The following is a 17,627-nucleotide window of genomic DNA, read 5'->3' on the forward strand; positions in this document are numbered from 1 at the left end:
CGTCCGGCCGCAATATTCGTGCGCGACAGCTGCGGCGTCGGCGATGGGTGCATCAGCAAAAATGATTGAATCTCTGTTGGAACGGGCGCCTGCCGCATGGCATCATGGACGCTCGAGCGGAGAGACATGAAGGAGGACGCCGATGAAAGCCATGTATTATGAAGCCTTCGAGCAGGCGCCCGAAATCCGCACCCTGCCCGATCCGGAGCCGACAGAGGATGGCGTCGTCATAGCGGTCGGCGCCAGCGGGCTCTGCCGCAGCGACTGGCACGGCTGGATGGGCCACGATCCCGATATCCGCCTGCCGCATGTGCCGGGGCACGAGCTTGCCGGAAAAGTCGTCGCCACCGGCCGCGGTGTGATGCGCTTCAAGGTGGGCGACCGGGTGACCGTGCCCTTCGTTTCCGGCTGCGGCCATTGCAGCGAATGCCATTCCGGCAACCAGCAAATCTGCCCGAACCAGTTCCAGCCGGGCTTCACCCATTGGGGCTCCTTCGCCGAATATGTGGCGATCGATTATGCCGACACCAATCTGGTGCACCTGCCGGATACGATCGACGATGCGACGGCGGCAAGCCTCGGCTGCCGCTTCGCCACCTCGTTTCGCGCCGTCGCTGACCATGCGCGCACCGGACCCGGCGAATGGATCGCCGTGCATGGCTGCGGCGGCGTCGGCCTGTCGGCGATCATGATCGCCACCGCGCTCGGCGCCAATGCGATCGGCATCGATATTTCGGAGGAGAAACTCGCCTTCGCCAGAGAGTGCGGGGCGGTGGCGACGGTCAATGCCTCAAGCGTTGCCGACGTGGCCGAGGCGGTGCGCGAGATCACCAAGGGCGGCGCGCATGTCTCGATCGACGCGCTCGGCCATCCCACCACCTGCTTCAACTCGATCAAGAACCTGCGCCGCCGCGGCCGGCACGTGCAGGTGGGGCTGATGCTCGCCGAGCACGCGACACCGCAAATCCCGATGGCTCAAGTGATCAGCAACGAGCTGGAGATCTACGGCAGCCACGGCATGCAGGCCTGGCGTTACGACGCTATGCTGTCGATGCTGGCGGCCGGCAAGATCGCGCCGCAGAAGCTGATCGGACGGCGCATCAACCTCGAGGAGGCCGTGCCGGCGCTGATGGTGCTCGACAAGGCGGAGGGGACGGGAATCAGCGTGATCACGCAGTTTTCGTGAGGGAATTCCGGCCTCTCGCCCGTGGCAAGCCCAGGGAGTAAGGCGCCACACCCCCTTTCTCCCCGGCGGGTGTCCGGAGGACGGGTCGAGCGTGGCTCGACCCCGGCGGACGCCGGCAGGCAGATGAGGGGGTGAACGGCGAAGCCGTGATGCGCTGAGCACGAGCGAAGGACAATAGATAAGATGTACCGTGTGGCCCCCTCATCCGACCCTGCGGGCCACCTTTACCTGGGTTGAGCCGCGGGTCTCAACCCGTCCTTCGGACCCCCGCTGGGGAGAAGAGGGAGCCAAGCTGCGACCTTGGTCATCCCATGAAATAGCGTCTCACAGACGTTATTCCGCCACCCCAATCGAAGCGAGATAGGCGGCGGACGCCGGGATCTTCGACTTGTCCTTGATCTCGATGATCAGGCGCGGATTGCTGTTGATTTCGGCAAGGGCTGCAAAGACGGCGCGCCAGTGGATCGAGCCCTCGCCGAGGCTCCAGTGGCGGTCGGCATAGCCGTCGGCATCCTGCAGATGGACATGCTGCAGCCGGTTGCCGGCGGCTTTGACGTAATAATCCACCGGCGGCGCGCCGGTATAACCATGGGCATAATGGGCGTGGCCGGTATCGATCGAGACGGCGACGCCGGGCGAATTGAAGCTTTCGGCGAGCGCCACGCGGATATGCGGATCCTTGTCCTCGATGTTCTCGATGACCATGGTGCAGCCGATCTCCTCGGCGCGCCGGACGGCGTCGCGCAGCGTCAGATGCACGCGCTCGACCAACGCCTCGCGGGCGCCGGCATTGTTGTCGAGATTGTTGTAGGACCACGACGTGTAAGGGCTGTGGATGACCATCTGCGTCGCGCCGATAGCGGCGCAGACATCGAGGCCCTGCAGCAGGCGCCTGACGACGACGGCGCGAATATCGGGATCCTCCGCGGCGATGGTGAAGCCCCAGGCGGCCGGTATGCCCGTCGAGAAGCCTCCTGGCGCGCGCGGCAAGCGGCGTCCAGTCACCGTTCAAAATTTCGGCATCGACGAAACTCTGCAATTCGAGATCGCGCGACTTTTCGAACAGCCAGCCGCGGTGAAGTTCGAGCTCATCGAGCGTCATGGCGGCGCCGACGACGGGAAGAGAAGACATGGATGGGCTCCATCAAGGTGGGTGCCGGGACGGCGTGGAGAGAGCCGGCCCCAGAGGACGGCCGGAACAGCCGCCGCGTTCTATGCGCCTCTTCTGTGTCGCCGGTATTACAGGCGCGGGCGGCCGGAACTGCTGCCTCCGCATATTTGTCGCGGCCGGCGGGCCTTGCGAAAATGGCCGGCCGCACCGATATCGCCGTCACCGGCTTGCCGACGGAGATCGTCGCAAGCCACGACGACAGGGCTGTTGTCAAAGGCGGCGGCAAGCTTTAACGGCTGCCGCGCAAACAAAAACCAAGAAGAAGAAGAGACATGATGTCCAACTCATTTGTGACAATGCCTGCCGACAAAGAGGCAAGACGCTTTTTTGTCCTCGGCGACCGGATCGAACGACAGGTCCGCATCCGCGGAACCTGGCTCAACATCTTCGACGTCACCGTGCCGCCCGGCAGCCGGACGCCGAAACATGCGCATGCGAGCCCTGAGGTATTCCGCATCCTCGAGGGACGCCTGACGATCTGGCGGCTGACCGACAACGGCCCCGAGGAGATCGAGGCCAGCGCCGGCGACATCGTCACCATCGCGCCCTTCATGGTGCACGGCTATGCCAACCGCGGAAGCGTTCCAGCGGTCTTTTCCTCTGTCGTCGATCGCGACATGGCCGAATTCATCGAAGCGGAAGGCGCAAGCGAGCCACCGCAGACCAGCCCTTCGGCGGAAACCATCGCCCGCATGACGGCGGCCGCCAATGCCTATGGGATTACGATTCTGGCGGCGTGACGAGACCTTCAGGCATGGATCGCGCTTGCCGACTCCGGCATTTCCAAAGACTGAGGGTACCGACATCGATCTTAACACGACGATGGAAGACGATCGGCGATGCGTATATATAGCCTCTCGTCGAATGCCTCGCCGCGTCGCCTGATCAATAACGAATAGGGTCCCTGTGTTTCTGGAAATTGGAATTGTGGCGTTTCTCACCATTCTCAATGGTGTGCTCGCCATGTCTGAGCTGGCTGTCGTGTCTTCTCGAACAGCCCGCCTGAAGGTTCTCTCCGACAATGGCAGCAAGGGTGCGGCCCAGGCCATCAAACTTGCCGAACACCCCGGCCGCTTTCTCTCCACGGTTCAGATCGGCATCACCCTGGTCGGCGTTCTCTCAGGCGCCTTCTCAGGGGCCACGCTCGGCGGCCGTCTGTCCGGATGGCTGGAAGCACAGGGAATGTCGTCGGCGGCTGCCGACGCTGTCGGCGTCGGTTCGGTTGTTGTCGCCATCACCTATCTCTCTCTCATCGTCGGCGAACTTGTGCCAAAGCAGATCGCGTTGCGGGAACCCGAAGCAGTCGCGGCGAAGGTCGCACCCGCCATGGCGGTGCTTTCAAAAATCGCCCTGCCCCTCGTGTGGCTTCTGAACGCCTCCGGGAATCTTGTGCTTAAACTCTTGGGCCAATCAGGAAAAGGCGGCGATAATGTCTCTGATGCAGAGATTAAAACCGTTCTGGCCGAGGCGCAGTCGGCCGGCGTGATCGAAAGCGAAGAGTTGGCGATGATATCGGGCGTCATGCGACTGGCGGACCGTACCGCCCGGGCGCTGATGACGCCGCGGCGCGACGTCGAAATCATCGATATCGACGACAGCCTTGATGAAATCCGAGCGCAGCTGCACCGGACGAAACGGTCCCGGCTGCCCGTTCGCAAGGGCAGTTCGGACGAGGTGATCGGCATTCTTCCGGTCAAGGATTTCTACGATTCGATGTCCGAACACGGCAGCGTCGATATCAAGGCCCTGACGCAAGACGTTCCTGTGGTTTCAGACCTTTCAACCGCCATTCATGTGATCGAAGCGATCCGGAAATCGCCGGTCCACATGGTGCTGGTTTTCGACGAGTACGGCCATTTCGAGGGAATTGTTTCGTCAGGCGACATTCTGGAAGCGATCATGGGCGCTCTGCAGGAGGGACCGGTCGACGAGCAGGCAATCGCTCGCCGCGACGACGGCTCCTACCTGGTGTCCGGCTGGACGCCGATCGACGAATTCGCCGAATTCCTGAATCTCAAGCTCGATGACGATCTCGAATATCAGACTGTGGCCGGCCTGGTGCTGGAAGAACTGAAACATCTGCCGGAACTGGGCGAGAGCTTCACCAGAGATGGATGGCGCTTCGAGGTCATCGATCTCGACGGGAGGCGCGTGGACAAGATACTTGTGTCTGCGGAATAAAAGTCGGCGCCTTTGAGATCGTCGAGCCCGACGGAGCAACATCGACAAGATCGGCATGGGCCACAGGGAAATGTGGCCCGACATCAGGAGGTCCCGCCATGGCATGGTCCGCCAGCCAATATGTGAAATTCGAGGACGAGCGCACGCGACCGGCGCGTGACCTTCTGGCGCAGGTGCCGCTGCAGAGCATCGGCCGCGCCGTCGACCTCGGCTGCGGGCCGGGCAATTCGACCGAACTCGTCATCGAGCGGTATGGCGCCGAAAGCGTCTCCGGCCTCGACAGCGACGTCAATATGCTGGAGGCGGCCCGCAAGCGGCTTCCTGGCACCGCCTTCGTCGAGGCGGATCTTGGCAGCTGGCAGCCGGCAGAGCCCACCGAGCTGCTCTTCGCCAATGCCGTCTTCCAATGGTTGCCCGATCATCTCGACATTTTCGACCGGCTGATGGACGGGCTTTCCCCGGGCGGCGTGCTGGCCGTGCAGATGCCCGACAATCTCGGCGAACCCTCGCATCTGGCGATGGAAGAGACCGCCCATGTCGGCCCCTGGAAGGCCGCTTTCGAAGCAAAGAGCGTGCGTCGCCAGCCGCTGGCACCGCCGTCCACCTATTATTCCAGGCTGATTGCCAAGGCGGCGCGCATCGATATCTGGCACACCATCTACAATCATCCGATGGCCGACGCTGCAGCGATCGTCGAATGGGTCAAGGGAACCGGGCTGATGCCCTATCTCGCCCATGCCGGCGAAAGACATCGCGAGGCTTTCCTGGCCGATTATCTGGAACGGGTGGAAAGGGCCTATCCGAGGCTGTCGGACGGGCGGGTGCTGCTGCGGTTCCCGCGAATTTTTATGGTGGTGGTGAAGAAATGATCGATTGCGGCCGGTATGTTCACCTCTCGGGCTATTCGCACAGATTGCCCTAATCCGTTTGACGCGAGCGCTTTAGAGCGGTCAGCCCGCCAACAGCGCATCCAGTTGGGTAATCTCAGCTGCGGTCAGGCTGATACCTTTGGCTTCCGATTGGATGCGCGCGGCGAAGCGGCGCTGCGACGGAAGCCGCGCACCTTGTCCGACGATCGATTCGAAGAGCACCTCGGCGCGCGTGAACGGATCGCCGGGGCGGCCTCTGGCGAAGGCTTCGGGTGACATTGCAATGATCAGTTCGCCATGGAACGGCGCCAAGATCGTCGTGCCGAGGTAGTCTAGAACCTCGGGGCTGGTGAGATCGCCGATCATGATGCCGGCGAGCAACTCTATCATGGTGGCGATGGCGGACCCCTTGTGGCCGCCGAAGGGCATCATTGCACCTTCGAGCGCAGCAACCGGGTCAGTGGTTGGGTTGCCGGCAGCGTCAATCGCCCAACCTTCCGGCAGTTGCTTGCCAGCGCGGCGGTGCAGTTCGATCTCGCCGCGCGCGGCCACCGAAGTGGCAAAATCGAACACATAAGGCGGCTGGTCCTTGCGAGGCCAGCCGAAGGCAAACGGATTGGTACCGAGCAGAGGCTTGCTGCCTCCGGATGGGGCAACCGTCGCATAGCTCGGGCACATCACCAATGCTGCGAGACCGTGCGCGGTCACCGCCTCGACCTCTGGCCACAAGGCCGAAAAATGCGAGCAATCGTTGATGATCATGGCGGCGATGCCAAGCCGCGTTGCGCGTTCCGCCAGGGCGGGTACGCCGAGCTCAAACGCCGCATTTGCGAATCCGCCCTGCGCATCGACCCTGACGATCGCGCTGCCGTCATCCGGCGCGAGAACAGGAGCGGCATCGGGCTTCACCTTGCCCGCCTTTACCGTGCGCAGCGCACCCTCGATGCGGTAAATGCCGTGCGACTTGCAGGCATCGCGTTCTCCGGCCACGATGACATGGGCCAGAGCCGCCGCCTGGATCTTGTTCAATCCTGCGCGCTCGAAGATGGCAACGATGCGATTTTGCAGGGCTTCCACGCTCATCGTAACGGCTTCAGTCATCCGATTCTCCATCGAAGTTAAGTTCGGTTTTCGCCCGCCCTGCCTCTTTGGGCGCCAGCCACACGCGGCAAAGTCTTCAACGGCTTTGAGGATGTTCATCAAATGATCGCCGCCGCGACGCCCAGTGGTGGCGGAGGCAAACAGCAGGACGCCCTAGGGTTCCGTGGCGGCGATGGGTTGCCTCGATCAGGGCTCGCTGGAAGTCATCGCGCCCAGCAGTTTCGGCAGGTCGCCGAAGCGTGCGACGAGACTGAAGACGATCGCCGCCGTCGCCACAAACAGGACCGTCACCGCCGCCATGGTCGGCGTGTAGCCGTAACGCAGCGAATTGAAGATCTTGATCGGCAGCGTTTCCATCGTGAAACCGACCGTCATGTAGGCAACGATGTATTCGTTGAGCGATAGCACAAAGGCAAAAGCGTAGCCTGACACGATGTACGGCGAAATCAGTGGCAGAACGATGGTTCGGAACACAGCGCGATCATCACCGCCCAAGGTCGACGCGGCCTCTACGAGCGAGCGATCGATGGCCGAAAAGCCGAGCGAAATGGTCACCAACGGTAGCGTGACGAAGAAGATGGCGTGGCCGATCACCGCCGTCCACGACTGCCCGTAAAATCCGGTCGTGGCCCAGAAAGTCAGCAGGCCGAGCGCCGTGATAACCGGCGGCAAGGTAAAGGGCGCCACTCCGAGCAACTGGAAGATATTGGCCCAGGGCGCGTAGCGGCGCCATAGGAACCAGGCTAGAGGCAAGGCGATCAGCACTGCCAGCGCCGCCGACGAGAGCGCGAGCACAAGTGACGCGATCAGCGCGTTGCGCCATTCCATGTGGAGAAATATTTGACCGTACCAGCCGAGCGAGAAGCCTTGCGGCGGGAAGGTCAGGCTCTGCCTGGCGTTGACCGACACGCCGGCGACGACGATCAGCGGCAGAGCGAGAAACAGTCCGACGACCCCGAAAAGAACGTTGCGGAGAATAGTCATTTGATCGCCCCTCCTCGGCGGCCAACGAGCAGGGTCAGCGCTACAAGGGCTAGTGTGACCAACACCAGGAAAACCGCCATGGCAGCCGCGAAGGGCATGTTCGATTGATAGATCGCCTGGTCGGTAATGTGCACGGAAAACGTCCAGTGCTGCGGGCGGCCGAGCAGTTGCGGCAACAGATAGGACCCGAGCGCGAAGATGAAGACCATGATCAGCGTGGCGACGATCGTATCGCGAAGCGCAGGCACGACGACGGTGAAGAATGCCTTGACCGGCGAAGCGCCGAGCGTACGCGCGGCCTCCGAAAGCGTCGGATCAAGCCGCACCAGCGCGGGATAGAGGACTAGGACCGTGTAGGGGAAGGCCTGATAGACCATGCCCGTGACAACTGCCCCGATGCTCGGCGTCAGGGCGACTGCCTGCTGCATGAGGCCGAGCCACACGAACAGGTTGGTGATGCCGGCCGTGCGCGAAAACAGCGTCGACCAGGCGAAACCGATGATTACCTCAGAAAGGGACAGGATCGAAAGGAGTGCGACCAGCCAGACCACCTGGGTGCTCCGCTTCATACGGATCAGCAGATATGTGAAAGGCAGGGCCAGAACGACACACATGACGGCCACCGCAATCGCAAGGATCAGCGAGAAGCTGAGCACTCCGCCAAAGAAGGCAGAGAGGAAGCGGACATAATTATCGAAGACAAAATCAGGCGTGTAGAAGGCGCCCTGCTGGCGCTTGAAGAAGCTGACGGAAATCATGGTGCCGAAAGGCACGACGAAGAAGACGATCAGCATGATCGCCGGGAAGGCTAGCGGGGCATAGTCGCCAAGCGTCTGGGGGGCTTCGCGTCTCATTGCTCGAGCACCACGCAGTCCTTGTCGGTGAGCGCAATGCCGACCTTCTGGCCAACCGCCACGTCAGGGCGCTCGCGCGGCGTCGAGACTGCAATGAACTGCTGACCGCCGACATTGACAAAGGTTTCGACGACGCCGCCGAGATCGCGCACGAAGATGACCTCGCCCATCAGTGCACCGGCCTTCGGCGGGCCAAGGCGCACGTCTTCCGGCCGGATCGAGAGCGTGGCGCGCTCGATCCCTGCCGACAGCGACAGGTCGGCGACCGGCTGCCCCAATATGCTGACCGCGCCGCCCTCCCGCCTGGCCTCGACCAGATTTGTTTGGCCAATGAAATCCGCTACGAAGCTGTCTGCCGGCCTACGATAAATTTCGGTCGGCGACGCCGCCTGGCGTATCTGACCGCCGTTCATGACCACCACCGTATCGGCCATGGTCATCGCCTCGCGCTGGTCGTGCGTGACGGCGATCGTGGTGATGCCGAGCCGCTGATGAAGCTGGCGAAGCTCCACCTGCATGGCTTCCCGCAGCTTGGCATCAAGCGCCGACAGCGGCTCGTCGAGCAAAAAGAGTTTTGGCGAAATCGCCAGTGCCCTAGCGATTGCGACGCGCTGCCTCTGGCCGCCCGAAAGTTTCGACACGGCTCGATCAGCGTAGCCCGGCAAATAAATCATCGCCAGCAGCTCTTCGACGCGCTTTGCCTGCTCGTCCTTCGGCCGGCCGCGAATGCGCAGTGGATAGGCGATATTCTCGCCTACCGTCAGGTGCGGGAACAGCGCCAGCGACTGGAACACCATGCCAAGCTCGCGCTGGTGCGTGGGCGTCCTCGTGATGTCGTTCCCATTGAGCGTGATGCGGCCCGATGTCGGCAGATCTAGACCTGCGATCATGCGCAGCAAGGTTGTCTTGCCGCAGCCGGAGGGGCCGAGCAGACAGACGAATGCGCCGTGCGGCACCGTCAGGTCGACATTGTTGACGGCGCGAAAGGCGCCGAAGTCCTTGACGATATTCTGAAGCGTGAGTCCCGACATATGCCTCTTCCCAACCGAAAGGCAGGCCCCTGAACAGGGCCTGCGAAAGCACGATCAGTGTCAGCTGGCGATCATTTCCGTCCACTTCTCGTTCAGCCAGTCGGCTTTGGAGATGTACATGTCGTAGTGTGGAATGATCGGTTCGATGTCGGAGGAAACCGCCGCAAATTCCTTCTCGTTCAGGTCGGTCGTTTCGCGCTTGACCGTTGGTGACGTGCCTACCTTGCGTGACAGCACGGCCTGGATGGACGGCTGACACATATAGTCGATGAAGATATGCGCCTCTTCCGTCTTCTGCGACGCCTTCGACAGCGCCCACGAGCCCGCGTCCTGGATGCCGCCTTCCTTGGGGAAGGTCGAGCGAACGGGTTGGCCGTCCGCGGCGGCGAGGCCGGTCACGTCGTGATAATACTGTCCCATCGGGATTTCACCCGACTTTAGCGCCTGTTCGAACTGCGCCTCGTCGCGATACCACAGGCGGACATTCGGCTTCAGCTCGGCCAGCTTGGCGAAGACCTTGAGGATGTTCTCCTCGGTGTCGAGCGCCTGGGCCCCGCCGAAATAGGTCTTTGCCGTCACGTCGAGCAGGAAGGAGTTGGAGACGAGCGCCAGCAGACCAAGCTTGTCGGCATTGGCGGGATCCCACAGCGCGGTCCAGCTGGTCGGCGCTTCCTTGTAAACATCGGTGTTGGTGACCAGGGTGATGAACCATGAGACCGCGCCGATGCCGGCGACGCGGCCATCCTGGTATTTGTTGACGAACCGCTCAAGCAGGTTGCTGGAGTTCTTGATCTTGGCGAGGTCGAGCGGAGCCCACAGCTCTGTGGCCTGACCCTTGCGCATCGACACCTGCGACATCATCGAAACGTCAGCCGGCGCCTGGCCTGCCTTGGCTGCCTGCTGCATCTGCACCAGCCAGGCCTCGCCGGTCGGCTCTGCGACGGATTCGACCGCGATGCCGGTCGCCTTGGTGAACTCCGGAAAGATGTTCTTGTCGAACGAGTCCTTGAAGTAGCCGCCATAAACACCGACCTTCAGCGACTTGTCCTGAGCGCGCAGCACATTGGGCATTGCCAACATGGCTACACCCGCACCTATTCCGAGGCCGAGCACGGTGCGGCGGTTCATTGTCAATTTCGTCATCGTCTTTCTCCTAACCGATGCGGCACGCCGCTTCCCTCTTTCAGTTTATTCGAGGCCTTTGCAGCCTTCTTTTCGTTCCTGGCCTTGAGCTGCGGCCAGGGCCGTCAGGCGGCGCGGCGGATTGCCGGGCTGAACGCCATCAGGCTCAATATTTCGAACAGCATCTGCGCGCCGGCATGGGCTGTGTTGGTGGTAGCGTCATACTGGGGCGCGACCTCGACGACATCGCCGCCGACCAGGTTCACTCCCTTGAAGCCGCGGATGAGCTCCAGCGTCTCGCGGGTGGTGAAGCCGCCAATCTCCGGCGTGCCGGTGCCCGGCGCGAAAGACGGATCGAGGCTGTCGATGTCGAAGGAAAGATAGGTTGGCCCGTCACCGATGATGGCCTTCGTCTTTTCAATAATTGCTGGAATGCCCATTGCCGAGATCTCCTCGGCATGGATCACCGTCATGCCCGAGGCATAAGAAAACTCCCAGAGATATTCAGCCGAGCCGCGAATGCCGATCTGAACCACGCGCGTCGGGTCGAGCACACCGTCGAGCACCGCGTTGCGGAACGGCCCGCCGTGGTGGAACTTGGTCAGGTCGTAAGCGCCGCCGGTATCGCAATGCGCGTCGATATGGATCATGCCGACTGGCCGTTCCTTGCCGACGGCTCGCAGAATCGGATGAGTGATCGAGTGGTCGCCGCCTACCGAGAGCGGCAGCACGCCTGCCGCCACTATCTGCGCCACCCTTTTTTCGATATCCTCGTGCGACAATTCCAGCCGGTAGCGGCTCTGAAACGCCACATCGCCAATGTCTGCCACGCGCAGTTCCTGAACCGGCGCGCAGCCGAGCACGTGATTGTAAGGCCCGATCCGCTCAATGGCGCGTAGCGCGCGCGGCCCGAAGCGTGAGCCTGGGCGGTTCGTCACCCCCAGATCCATCGGCACGCCGAGGATCGCGACCTGCAGATCACCGAAATCCGGATCCTCGTTGTCGACCTGCATCAGCGGGGCGGAGAGGAATGTCGGGACTCCCGAATAGGGCGCGAGCCGGGTGCCGCTCTTGTTAAAGATCTTCTCCGCGACCTTGCGGAACTCAGGATGGTGCAACTCACCGCCGTGGCTGTCGCCATATCTGGCTCGGAGTTCGGAAAGCTTGGTTTCATTCCAGGACATGACGGCCTTCTTGAGGGTGACGATGTTGCGATCAGGATGGCAAATCGGTCCTCGGCTGCAGCTTTGCCGCAGAGGCCGATGGCTTCTTTTAGTGATTGAACGGCAAGCTCGCTGGAAAATCAATTGATATTAATATACAGCTTCGTGCGAGTTTTTCTCACAGGTCATTGCCTTATGTCCAGCCGTCTGCCGCCCCTCAACCCGCTACGCGCGTTTGAGGCAACCGCCCGCCATGGATCGGTTTCCGCGGCGGGCCGCGAGTTGAATGTCACCCACGGCGCGATCAGCCATCAGATACGCACATTAGAGGAATCGCTAGGCGTGCGCCTATTCGAACGCGGCGGCAAATGGCTGAAGCTTACAAGCCAGGGTGCGTTGCTGATGCCGGTCGTTTCCAACGCATTTTCGGACATCGCAGCAGCGAAAGCCGCGATGACCCGGCCCTCGACCGGCGGCACGCTGCGCGTGACCTGTGTTGCGGCAGTACTGTCGCTGTGGCTTATCCCGCGGCTTCAGGAATTCACCGATCAATATCCCGACATCCAGCTCGACCTGCGCGCCTCGAACGAACCGAACAATCTGAACTCCCCAAATGTCGACCTGTGCATTCTCTACGGCAGCGGCAACTGGCCCAATTATTGGTCGCGCCTGTGGAGCCGGATGGAGCTCTTCCCTGTCGTCAGCCCGGCGCTCATGAACAGGCGTCCACTGCGCTCCCCGCGCGACCTGCGTGACCATATGCTGCTGCACGCCGATCGCGGCAATGAGTGGAACACCTGGCTGACCGCCGCCGGCATTGCGCTGCCGGCGCGCCAGCACATGATGAGCGACGCTCGCCTATCGATCGAGGCGGCCATGCACGGCCACGGCGTTGCGCTCGGCGACAATATCACCACCGCGCACATGATCGCGCGGGGCGAGCTGATCGCGCCATTCGACCTTACGGTCCCGGCCAACGACGCGGTCTATGTGGCCTGCCGAACCGAGGCTCATGCGACGCCAATCGTCCGTGTCTTCATCGACTGGTTCTATGCTTCGCTCGTCCATAACTGAGCACTGATTGCTTGATCGAGAGCCAACCATGACATTGCCTCCTCTTGCAGCCACCGGGGGTCTCGGCACCCCTGCTGCCCCGAAATGTCAAATGCCTGTTACCCCTCGCCGCCTATGTTGCGACGGAACCGGCAGGCTTTATAGTCGGACACAAAATCTCGGAGATGATACATGCACGCTGCCCCTACCCCGCCGGTCACCCTCGTCATCTTCGGCGCCACCGGCGATCTGACGCGCCGGCTGCTGGTGCCGGCGATCATCAACCTGACGCGCCAGCGCCTCGTCGGCGAGGATCTCAATATTCTCGGCATCGGCATCGAGCCGGGCGACGATGAATTCCTGCGCGGCCGGCTCGACGCGTTCCTCAATCACCTCAACGGCGAGGAGCAGACGGTCAAGGACGAAGCCTGGGAGAGCCTGCGCCGGCGCATAAGCTACACATCGGGTGATTTCACCAAGGACGATATTTTCCTCGAGATCGGCAAGCGTCTGGGGCCGGATGCCAATGCCGCCTTCTATCTTGCCGTGCCGCCATCCTTCTTCGGCTCGATCGTCGAAAAGCTCGCCGCCCATGGCCTGACCGACGAAAGGGACGGCACTTTCCGCCGTGTCGCGATCGAGAAGCCGTTCGGCACCGACCTTGCCTCGGCACGGGCGCTCAATGCCCAGATCCTCGCCCAGATCGAGGAAAACCAAGTCTACCGGCTCGACCATTTCCTCGGCAAGGAGACCGTGCAGAACCTGATGACGGCGCGTTTTGCCAATATGATCATCGAGTCGCTGTGGAACAGCCGCTATATCGATCATGTGCAGATCACCGCCGCCGAGATCGTCGATGTCGGCAGCCGCGGCAAATTTTACGATGCCACAGGCGCGCTGCGCGACATGGTGCCGAACCATCTCTTCCAGCTGCTGGCGATGATCGCCATGGAGCCGCCGAACAGCTTCGACGCCGAAGCGATCCGCAACGAGAAAAGCAAGGTGCTGAAGGCGCTGCGCATCTATACGCTCGAGGAGGCAAAGACGCACGGCGTGCGCGGCGCCTATACGGCCGGTCCGCTGAACGGCGTCGAGCTTCCGGCCTATCGCGACACCAAGGACGTCTCGCCGGACAGCCGGACCGAAACCTATGTGGCGCTGAAGCTCTATGCCGATACCTGGCGCTGGGCGGGCGTACCCTTCTACTTGAGAACCGGCAAGGCGCTGACGGCGCGCGACACCGAGATCGTCATCAGCTTCCAGCCGGTGCCCTTCGCGCAGTTCCGCGAGACCGAGGTCAATCGCCGCCTGCCGCCGAACCGGCTGGTGATCCAGGTCCAGCCGGATGAGGGCATGAGCATGGAAATCTCGATCAAGTCGCCGGGGCTTTCGGTCGATACCACGCCTGTTTCCCTCGACTTCCGCTATGCCGACAAGTTCGATATCGGCAAGACCACAGGCTATGAATCGCTGCTCTACGACCTCTTCATCGGCGACCAGACGCTCTTCCAGCGCGCCGACGGCATCGAGGCCGGCTGGGCGGCGGTACAGCCCTTCCTCGACACCTGGGTAAAGGATGTGAGCATACCCGAGACTTACGCCCCGGGCAGCATGGGGCCGGCCTGCGCCGACCGCCTCATCGAGCGCGACGGACGCAAATGGCATGAACTCGGCGTCATCCTGCACAGCCAGGCGAAGAACGGCAAATAGCGCCCTTCTCCTTTATCGACCTTCACGGCAGGCGGGGCTGACGGAGGCGCCGCTATTGCCGCCTTCGGTCGCCAGCGCGCCGCGGGCCTTCGGCGGCGGGCAGCGCGCCCAGTCGACGCGGCCGCTCGGGGCGCCGTTGTCGATGCTGCCGGTTTCGATCGAATCGAGCGGGATGACCAGCCCCCTTTGTGTCTCGGCGCCCGGCGACGTGCCGAGCGGCGGCGTGCCGTCGATCCGGCCGCTGGCATCCATGCCCATGTTCGACTGAGCGAGGACCGGCGCGGAGAGGCTGAGGAGAGCGATCGACGTTGCTGCAATAAACCTGCGCATGATGCTGTTCCTTCTGGTGTCGGCGATGCGACAGAAACAGCGATCCGGCTTTGCTTGTTCCCTATGGAACGGGCGCCGGCGATCAAAGTTTAGCGAACAGACTACCGGCTGCGTGTGGAAACGCGCGACATGCATTAAGGCTCAATCGCGCCAGCGTGACAGCACTTTCTCCAGCCCTGTCGGATAGAGATCGATGTCGGCATCGCGCACCATGTCGCGGCCGAAACAGCGCGCCGTCGCCGCCGTCTCGTCGAGCTCGGCATAGCGGATTTCGTCACGCGCATAGAGCGATGCCTCGGCGAGTTCGATATCGGCGGCGAAGATATATTCGTGACCGGTCGCGCCATGATGCTCGAAGATGTTTTCGAGCAGATGCCAGGGGCCGACGATGCGGATCGCCGTTTCGAGTTCCTCCCGGAATTCGCGCTGCAGGGCCTGTTCGCGCGTCTCGCCGAATTCGATCGAGCCGCCGAGCGGGCGAATGCCCTTGATGCGGCCGCCGTCATCCTCCACTTCCGCGGCGAACAGCCGATCTTGCCTCCAGGCAAGGCCGATCACCTTCACTGATCTGCTGCGGCGGACGTCAGACGGTCATGCGGCTCTCCTTCTTTCGGCGGAAATCCTCAATTAGCCGGACGAGGCTACATGGCAAGGGCGACCAGAAGCCACGCGGCGAACCGCGAAGACTTCTGGTCGTCGTCACTCAGACGAACTGGCTGAGGCCGGGGACGGAAGCGACGACCTCGTCGACGACCTCGTCGCCGGCATATTGCTTGGCGATGGCGATGGTTTCCTTGGCGAGCGAAGTGATTTCGCCCATGCCGAGGCCCTCGCTCATCAGCTGCTGGCCGAGGCCCATGATCCCGCCACCACCGAGCGAGCTCATCAGCCCGCCGAGCAGACCACCACCGCCGGCACCGGCGCCGTTGAACTGGGCGACGAGATCAGCGCCGCCGGGGATCGCTTCGATCATCCGGGCGACAGGGCCATCGGCCGCCTCGCGCTGCAGGAAGCCGAGCATCATGCCGAGCGCCTTTTCGGCCAGATCCGGCGCAATACCCACGCGATCGGCGATCTGGGTTACAATTTCATTCATGTCAGCCTCCTGTTATTTTGACGTTAACGTCAACGTTATTCGAAGTTCGATCGCAACTCAAGCTGCGCTTTCAAACGGCGGTTTTGCTTTCCATGCAAACAGTTGTCCGCGTCCTTCCGCCTGCTTATAACAGGGAAACGATGGTTCGATGAAGGCGGCGCAAGCCCAAGCCTTCTCAACAAATGGCGGCGGCGCCGAAGGGAGAGTTGCGGATGATCGAGGACGGCAAGATTTTCATCGGCGCGAGCCGCAATCCCGACGACAGCATCAACAAGCCGGAATATCTCGACCTGAAATTCGGCAACCGCCACGGCCTCGTCACCGGCGCCACCGGCACCGGCAAGACGGTGACGCTGCAAGTGCTGGCCGAAGGTTTTTCGCGGGCCGGCGTGCCGGTGTTTGCGGCCGACATCAAGGGCGATCTTTCCGGCATCGCCGCCAGGGGCGAGCCCAAGGATTTCCTCACCAAGCGGGCCGAGCAGATCGGCTTTGCCGATTATGAATTCGACCTGTTTCCGGTGATCTTCTGGGATCTGTTCGGTCAGAAGGGCCACCGGGTGCGCACCACCGTCGCCGAGATGGGACCGCTGCTGCTCGCCCGGCTGATGGATGCCTCCGAACCGCAGGAAGGCGTCATCAACATCGCCTTCAAGATCGCCGACGAGGCCGGGCTGCCGCTGCTCGACCTCAAGGATTTCACCTCGCTGCTCAACTATATGGGCGAGAATGCCAGCGCGCTTTCCAACCAGTACGGGCTGATCTCCAGGGCGTCGGTCGGCTCGATCCAGCGGGCGCTGCTCGTTCTCGAACAGCAGGGTGCGGAGCATTTCTTCGGCGAGCCGGCGCTGAAGATCACCGACATCATGCGCACCAGCAATAACGGCTATGGCCAGATCTCGGTGCTTGCCGCCGACAAGCTGATGATGAACCCGCGCCTTTACGCCACCTTCCTGCTCTGGCTGCTGTCGGAGCTGTTCGAGGAACTGCCCGAGATCGGCGACCCGGAAAAGCCGAAACTCGTCTTCTTCTTCGACGAAGCGCATCTGCTGTTCAACGACGCGCCGAAGGTGCTGGTCGAACGCGTCGAGCAGGTGGTGCGGCTGATCCGTTCCAAGGGTGTCGGCGTCTATTTCGTGACGCAGAACCCGCTCGACGTGCCGGAAACGGTGCTTGCCCAGCTCGGCAACCGTGCCCAGCACGCGTTGCGTGCCTATTCGCCGCGCGAGCAGAAGGCGGTGAAGACGGCGGCCGAGACCTTCCGCCCCAACCCGGCCTTCGACTGTGCCACGGTCATCACCAATCTCGGCACCGGCGAGGCGCTGGTCTCGACGCTGGAGATCAAGGGGGCGCCCTCGATCGTCGAGCGCACGCTGATCCGCCCGCCATCCGGCCGAGTCGGCCCGGTGACGGATGCCGAGCGCCAGCAGGTGATGGACAGAAGCCCGGTGCTCGGCGTCTATGACGAGGATCTCGACCGCGAATCCGCCTTCGAGATGCTGGCGGCGCGCGCCAGGAAGGCGGCGGAAGCCGACGCCGCCAAGCGGGCGCAGGAAGAAGCAGCCGAGCAGCCCGGCACCACCTCCGGCTGGACGCTGCCGGGCTTCGGCGGCAATGACGACAGTCAGCAGCGCCGCGGCCAGTCGCGCGGCAGGTCGTCCGGCTACCAGCGCGAAACCGTGGTGGAAGCGGCGATGAAAAGCGTGGTCCGCACGGTGGCGACCCAGGTCGGCCGGGCGCTGGTGCGCGGGATCCTGGGGAGCTTGAAAAGGTAGCTAT

Annotated in this window: 14 protein-coding genes and 3 pseudogenes; 7 read left to right on the forward strand and 10 right to left on the reverse strand. The window is 62.4% G+C overall.

The genetic code is table 11. The features are described from left to right. The first annotated feature begins 142 nt into the window (after positions 1-142). Entirely contained in the window at positions 143-1,186 is a 1,044-nt protein-coding gene (locus tag MHI61_RS17365; RefSeq protein WP_239789856.1) for a zinc-dependent alcohol dehydrogenase family protein, read from the forward strand. Between the two features lie 333 nt (positions 1,187-1,519). On the opposite strand, the pseudogene MHI61_RS17370 reads toward MHI61_RS17365, so the two are convergent. Continuing rightward, positions 1,520-2,318: pseudogene (locus MHI61_RS17370) on the reverse strand (sugar phosphate isomerase/epimerase family protein). 311 nt (positions 2,319-2,629) lie between these two features. Here MHI61_RS17370 and MHI61_RS17375 point away from each other — a divergent pair. From MHI61_RS17375 to tam, 3 genes are all read left to right on the forward strand, one after another. Next, positions 2,630-3,097 carry a cupin domain-containing protein gene (locus tag MHI61_RS17375; protein ID WP_239789857.1) on the forward strand — a complete coding sequence of 156 codons (468 nt, stop codon included), beginning with the start codon at positions 2,630-2,632 and terminating at the stop codon, positions 3,095-3,097. A 166-nt stretch (positions 3,098-3,263) separates the two neighbouring features. Further along, a complete protein-coding gene (locus tag MHI61_RS17380; RefSeq protein ID WP_239789858.1) occupies positions 3,264-4,538 on the forward strand; it encodes a hemolysin family protein in 1,275 nt (424 codons plus the stop codon). A 98-nt stretch (positions 4,539-4,636) separates the two neighbouring features. Continuing rightward, positions 4,637-5,407, forward strand: coding sequence for a trans-aconitate 2-methyltransferase (gene tam, locus MHI61_RS17385; RefSeq protein WP_239789859.1), 771 nt, complete (start codon positions 4,637-4,639; stop codon positions 5,405-5,407). Between the two features lie 81 nt (positions 5,408-5,488). On the opposite strand, the gene MHI61_RS17390 is transcribed toward tam, so the two are convergent. The 6 genes from MHI61_RS17390 to speB all read right to left on the reverse strand — a co-directional run bounded on the left by MHI61_RS17390 (position 5,489) and on the right by speB (position 11,683). Continuing rightward, positions 5,489-6,508 carry an Ldh family oxidoreductase gene (locus MHI61_RS17390; protein ID WP_239792863.1) on the reverse strand — a complete coding sequence of 340 codons (1,020 nt, stop codon included), beginning with the start codon at positions 6,506-6,508 and terminating at the stop codon, positions 5,489-5,491. A 186-nt stretch (positions 6,509-6,694) separates the two neighbouring features. Beyond that, entirely contained in the window at positions 6,695-7,492 is a 798-nt protein-coding gene (locus tag MHI61_RS17395; protein WP_239789860.1) for an ABC transporter permease, read from the reverse strand. Further along, positions 7,489-8,346, reverse strand: a complete 858-nt coding sequence (locus MHI61_RS17400; RefSeq protein ID WP_064706566.1) for an ABC transporter permease — start codon at positions 8,344-8,346, stop codon at positions 7,489-7,491. The genes MHI61_RS17395 and MHI61_RS17400 overlap by 4 nt, the downstream gene beginning before the upstream one ends. Further along, complete coding sequence (locus MHI61_RS17405; protein ID WP_077994770.1) at positions 8,343-9,377, reverse strand: ABC transporter ATP-binding protein; 1,035 nt, start codon at positions 9,375-9,377, stop codon at positions 8,343-8,345. Before MHI61_RS17405 ends, MHI61_RS17400 begins: the two co-directional genes overlap by 4 nt. 60 nt (positions 9,378-9,437) lie before the next feature. Next, a complete protein-coding gene (locus MHI61_RS17410; RefSeq protein ID WP_239789861.1) occupies positions 9,438-10,520 on the reverse strand; it encodes an ABC transporter substrate-binding protein in 1,083 nt (360 codons plus the stop codon). 104 nt (positions 10,521-10,624) lie between these two features. Next, on the reverse strand, positions 10,625-11,683 hold the full coding sequence (gene speB, locus MHI61_RS17415) for an agmatinase (protein WP_239789862.1): 1,059 nt from the start codon (positions 11,681-11,683) through the stop codon (positions 10,625-10,627). A gap of 174 nt (positions 11,684-11,857) precedes the next feature. Here speB and MHI61_RS17420 point away from each other — a divergent pair. Then, a pseudogene (locus MHI61_RS17420) lies at positions 11,858-12,724 on the forward strand (LysR substrate-binding domain-containing protein); the annotation flags it as partial. A gap of 183 nt (positions 12,725-12,907) precedes the next feature. Further along, positions 12,908-14,425 carry a glucose-6-phosphate dehydrogenase gene (gene zwf / locus MHI61_RS17425; RefSeq protein ID WP_239789863.1) on the forward strand — a complete coding sequence of 506 codons (1,518 nt, stop codon included), beginning with the start codon at positions 12,908-12,910 and terminating at the stop codon, positions 14,423-14,425. Positions 14,426-14,437: 12 nt separating this feature from the next. Here zwf and MHI61_RS17430 read toward each other — a convergent pair whose 3' ends face one another. The 3 genes and pseudogenes from MHI61_RS17430 to MHI61_RS17440 form a co-directional block, all read right to left on the reverse strand. Then, positions 14,438-14,755, reverse strand: a complete 318-nt coding sequence (locus MHI61_RS17430) for a hypothetical protein (RefSeq protein ID WP_097666137.1) — start codon at positions 14,753-14,755, stop codon at positions 14,438-14,440. Between the two features lie 141 nt (positions 14,756-14,896). Then, a pseudogene (locus MHI61_RS17435) lies at positions 14,897-15,323 on the reverse strand (NUDIX domain-containing protein). Positions 15,324-15,458: 135 nt separating this feature from the next. Then, the gene (locus MHI61_RS17440) at positions 15,459-15,851 is read right to left on the reverse strand and encodes a hypothetical protein (protein ID WP_239789864.1); all 393 of its coding nucleotides are present in this window, start codon (positions 15,849-15,851) and stop codon (positions 15,459-15,461) included. A 212-nt stretch (positions 15,852-16,063) separates the two neighbouring features. Between MHI61_RS17440 and MHI61_RS17445 the strand changes: the two genes are divergently transcribed. Further along, on the forward strand, positions 16,064-17,623 hold the full coding sequence (locus MHI61_RS17445; RefSeq protein ID WP_239789865.1) for a helicase HerA-like C-terminal domain-containing protein: 1,560 nt from the start codon (positions 16,064-16,066) through the stop codon (positions 17,621-17,623). Positions 17,624-17,627: the final 4 nt, after the last annotated feature.

Origin of the sequence: Rhizobium sp. K102 (assembly GCF_022385315.1) — a bacterium.
In the GTDB taxonomy this organism is placed as follows: domain Bacteria; phylum Pseudomonadota; class Alphaproteobacteria; order Rhizobiales; family Rhizobiaceae; genus Rhizobium; species Rhizobium croatiense.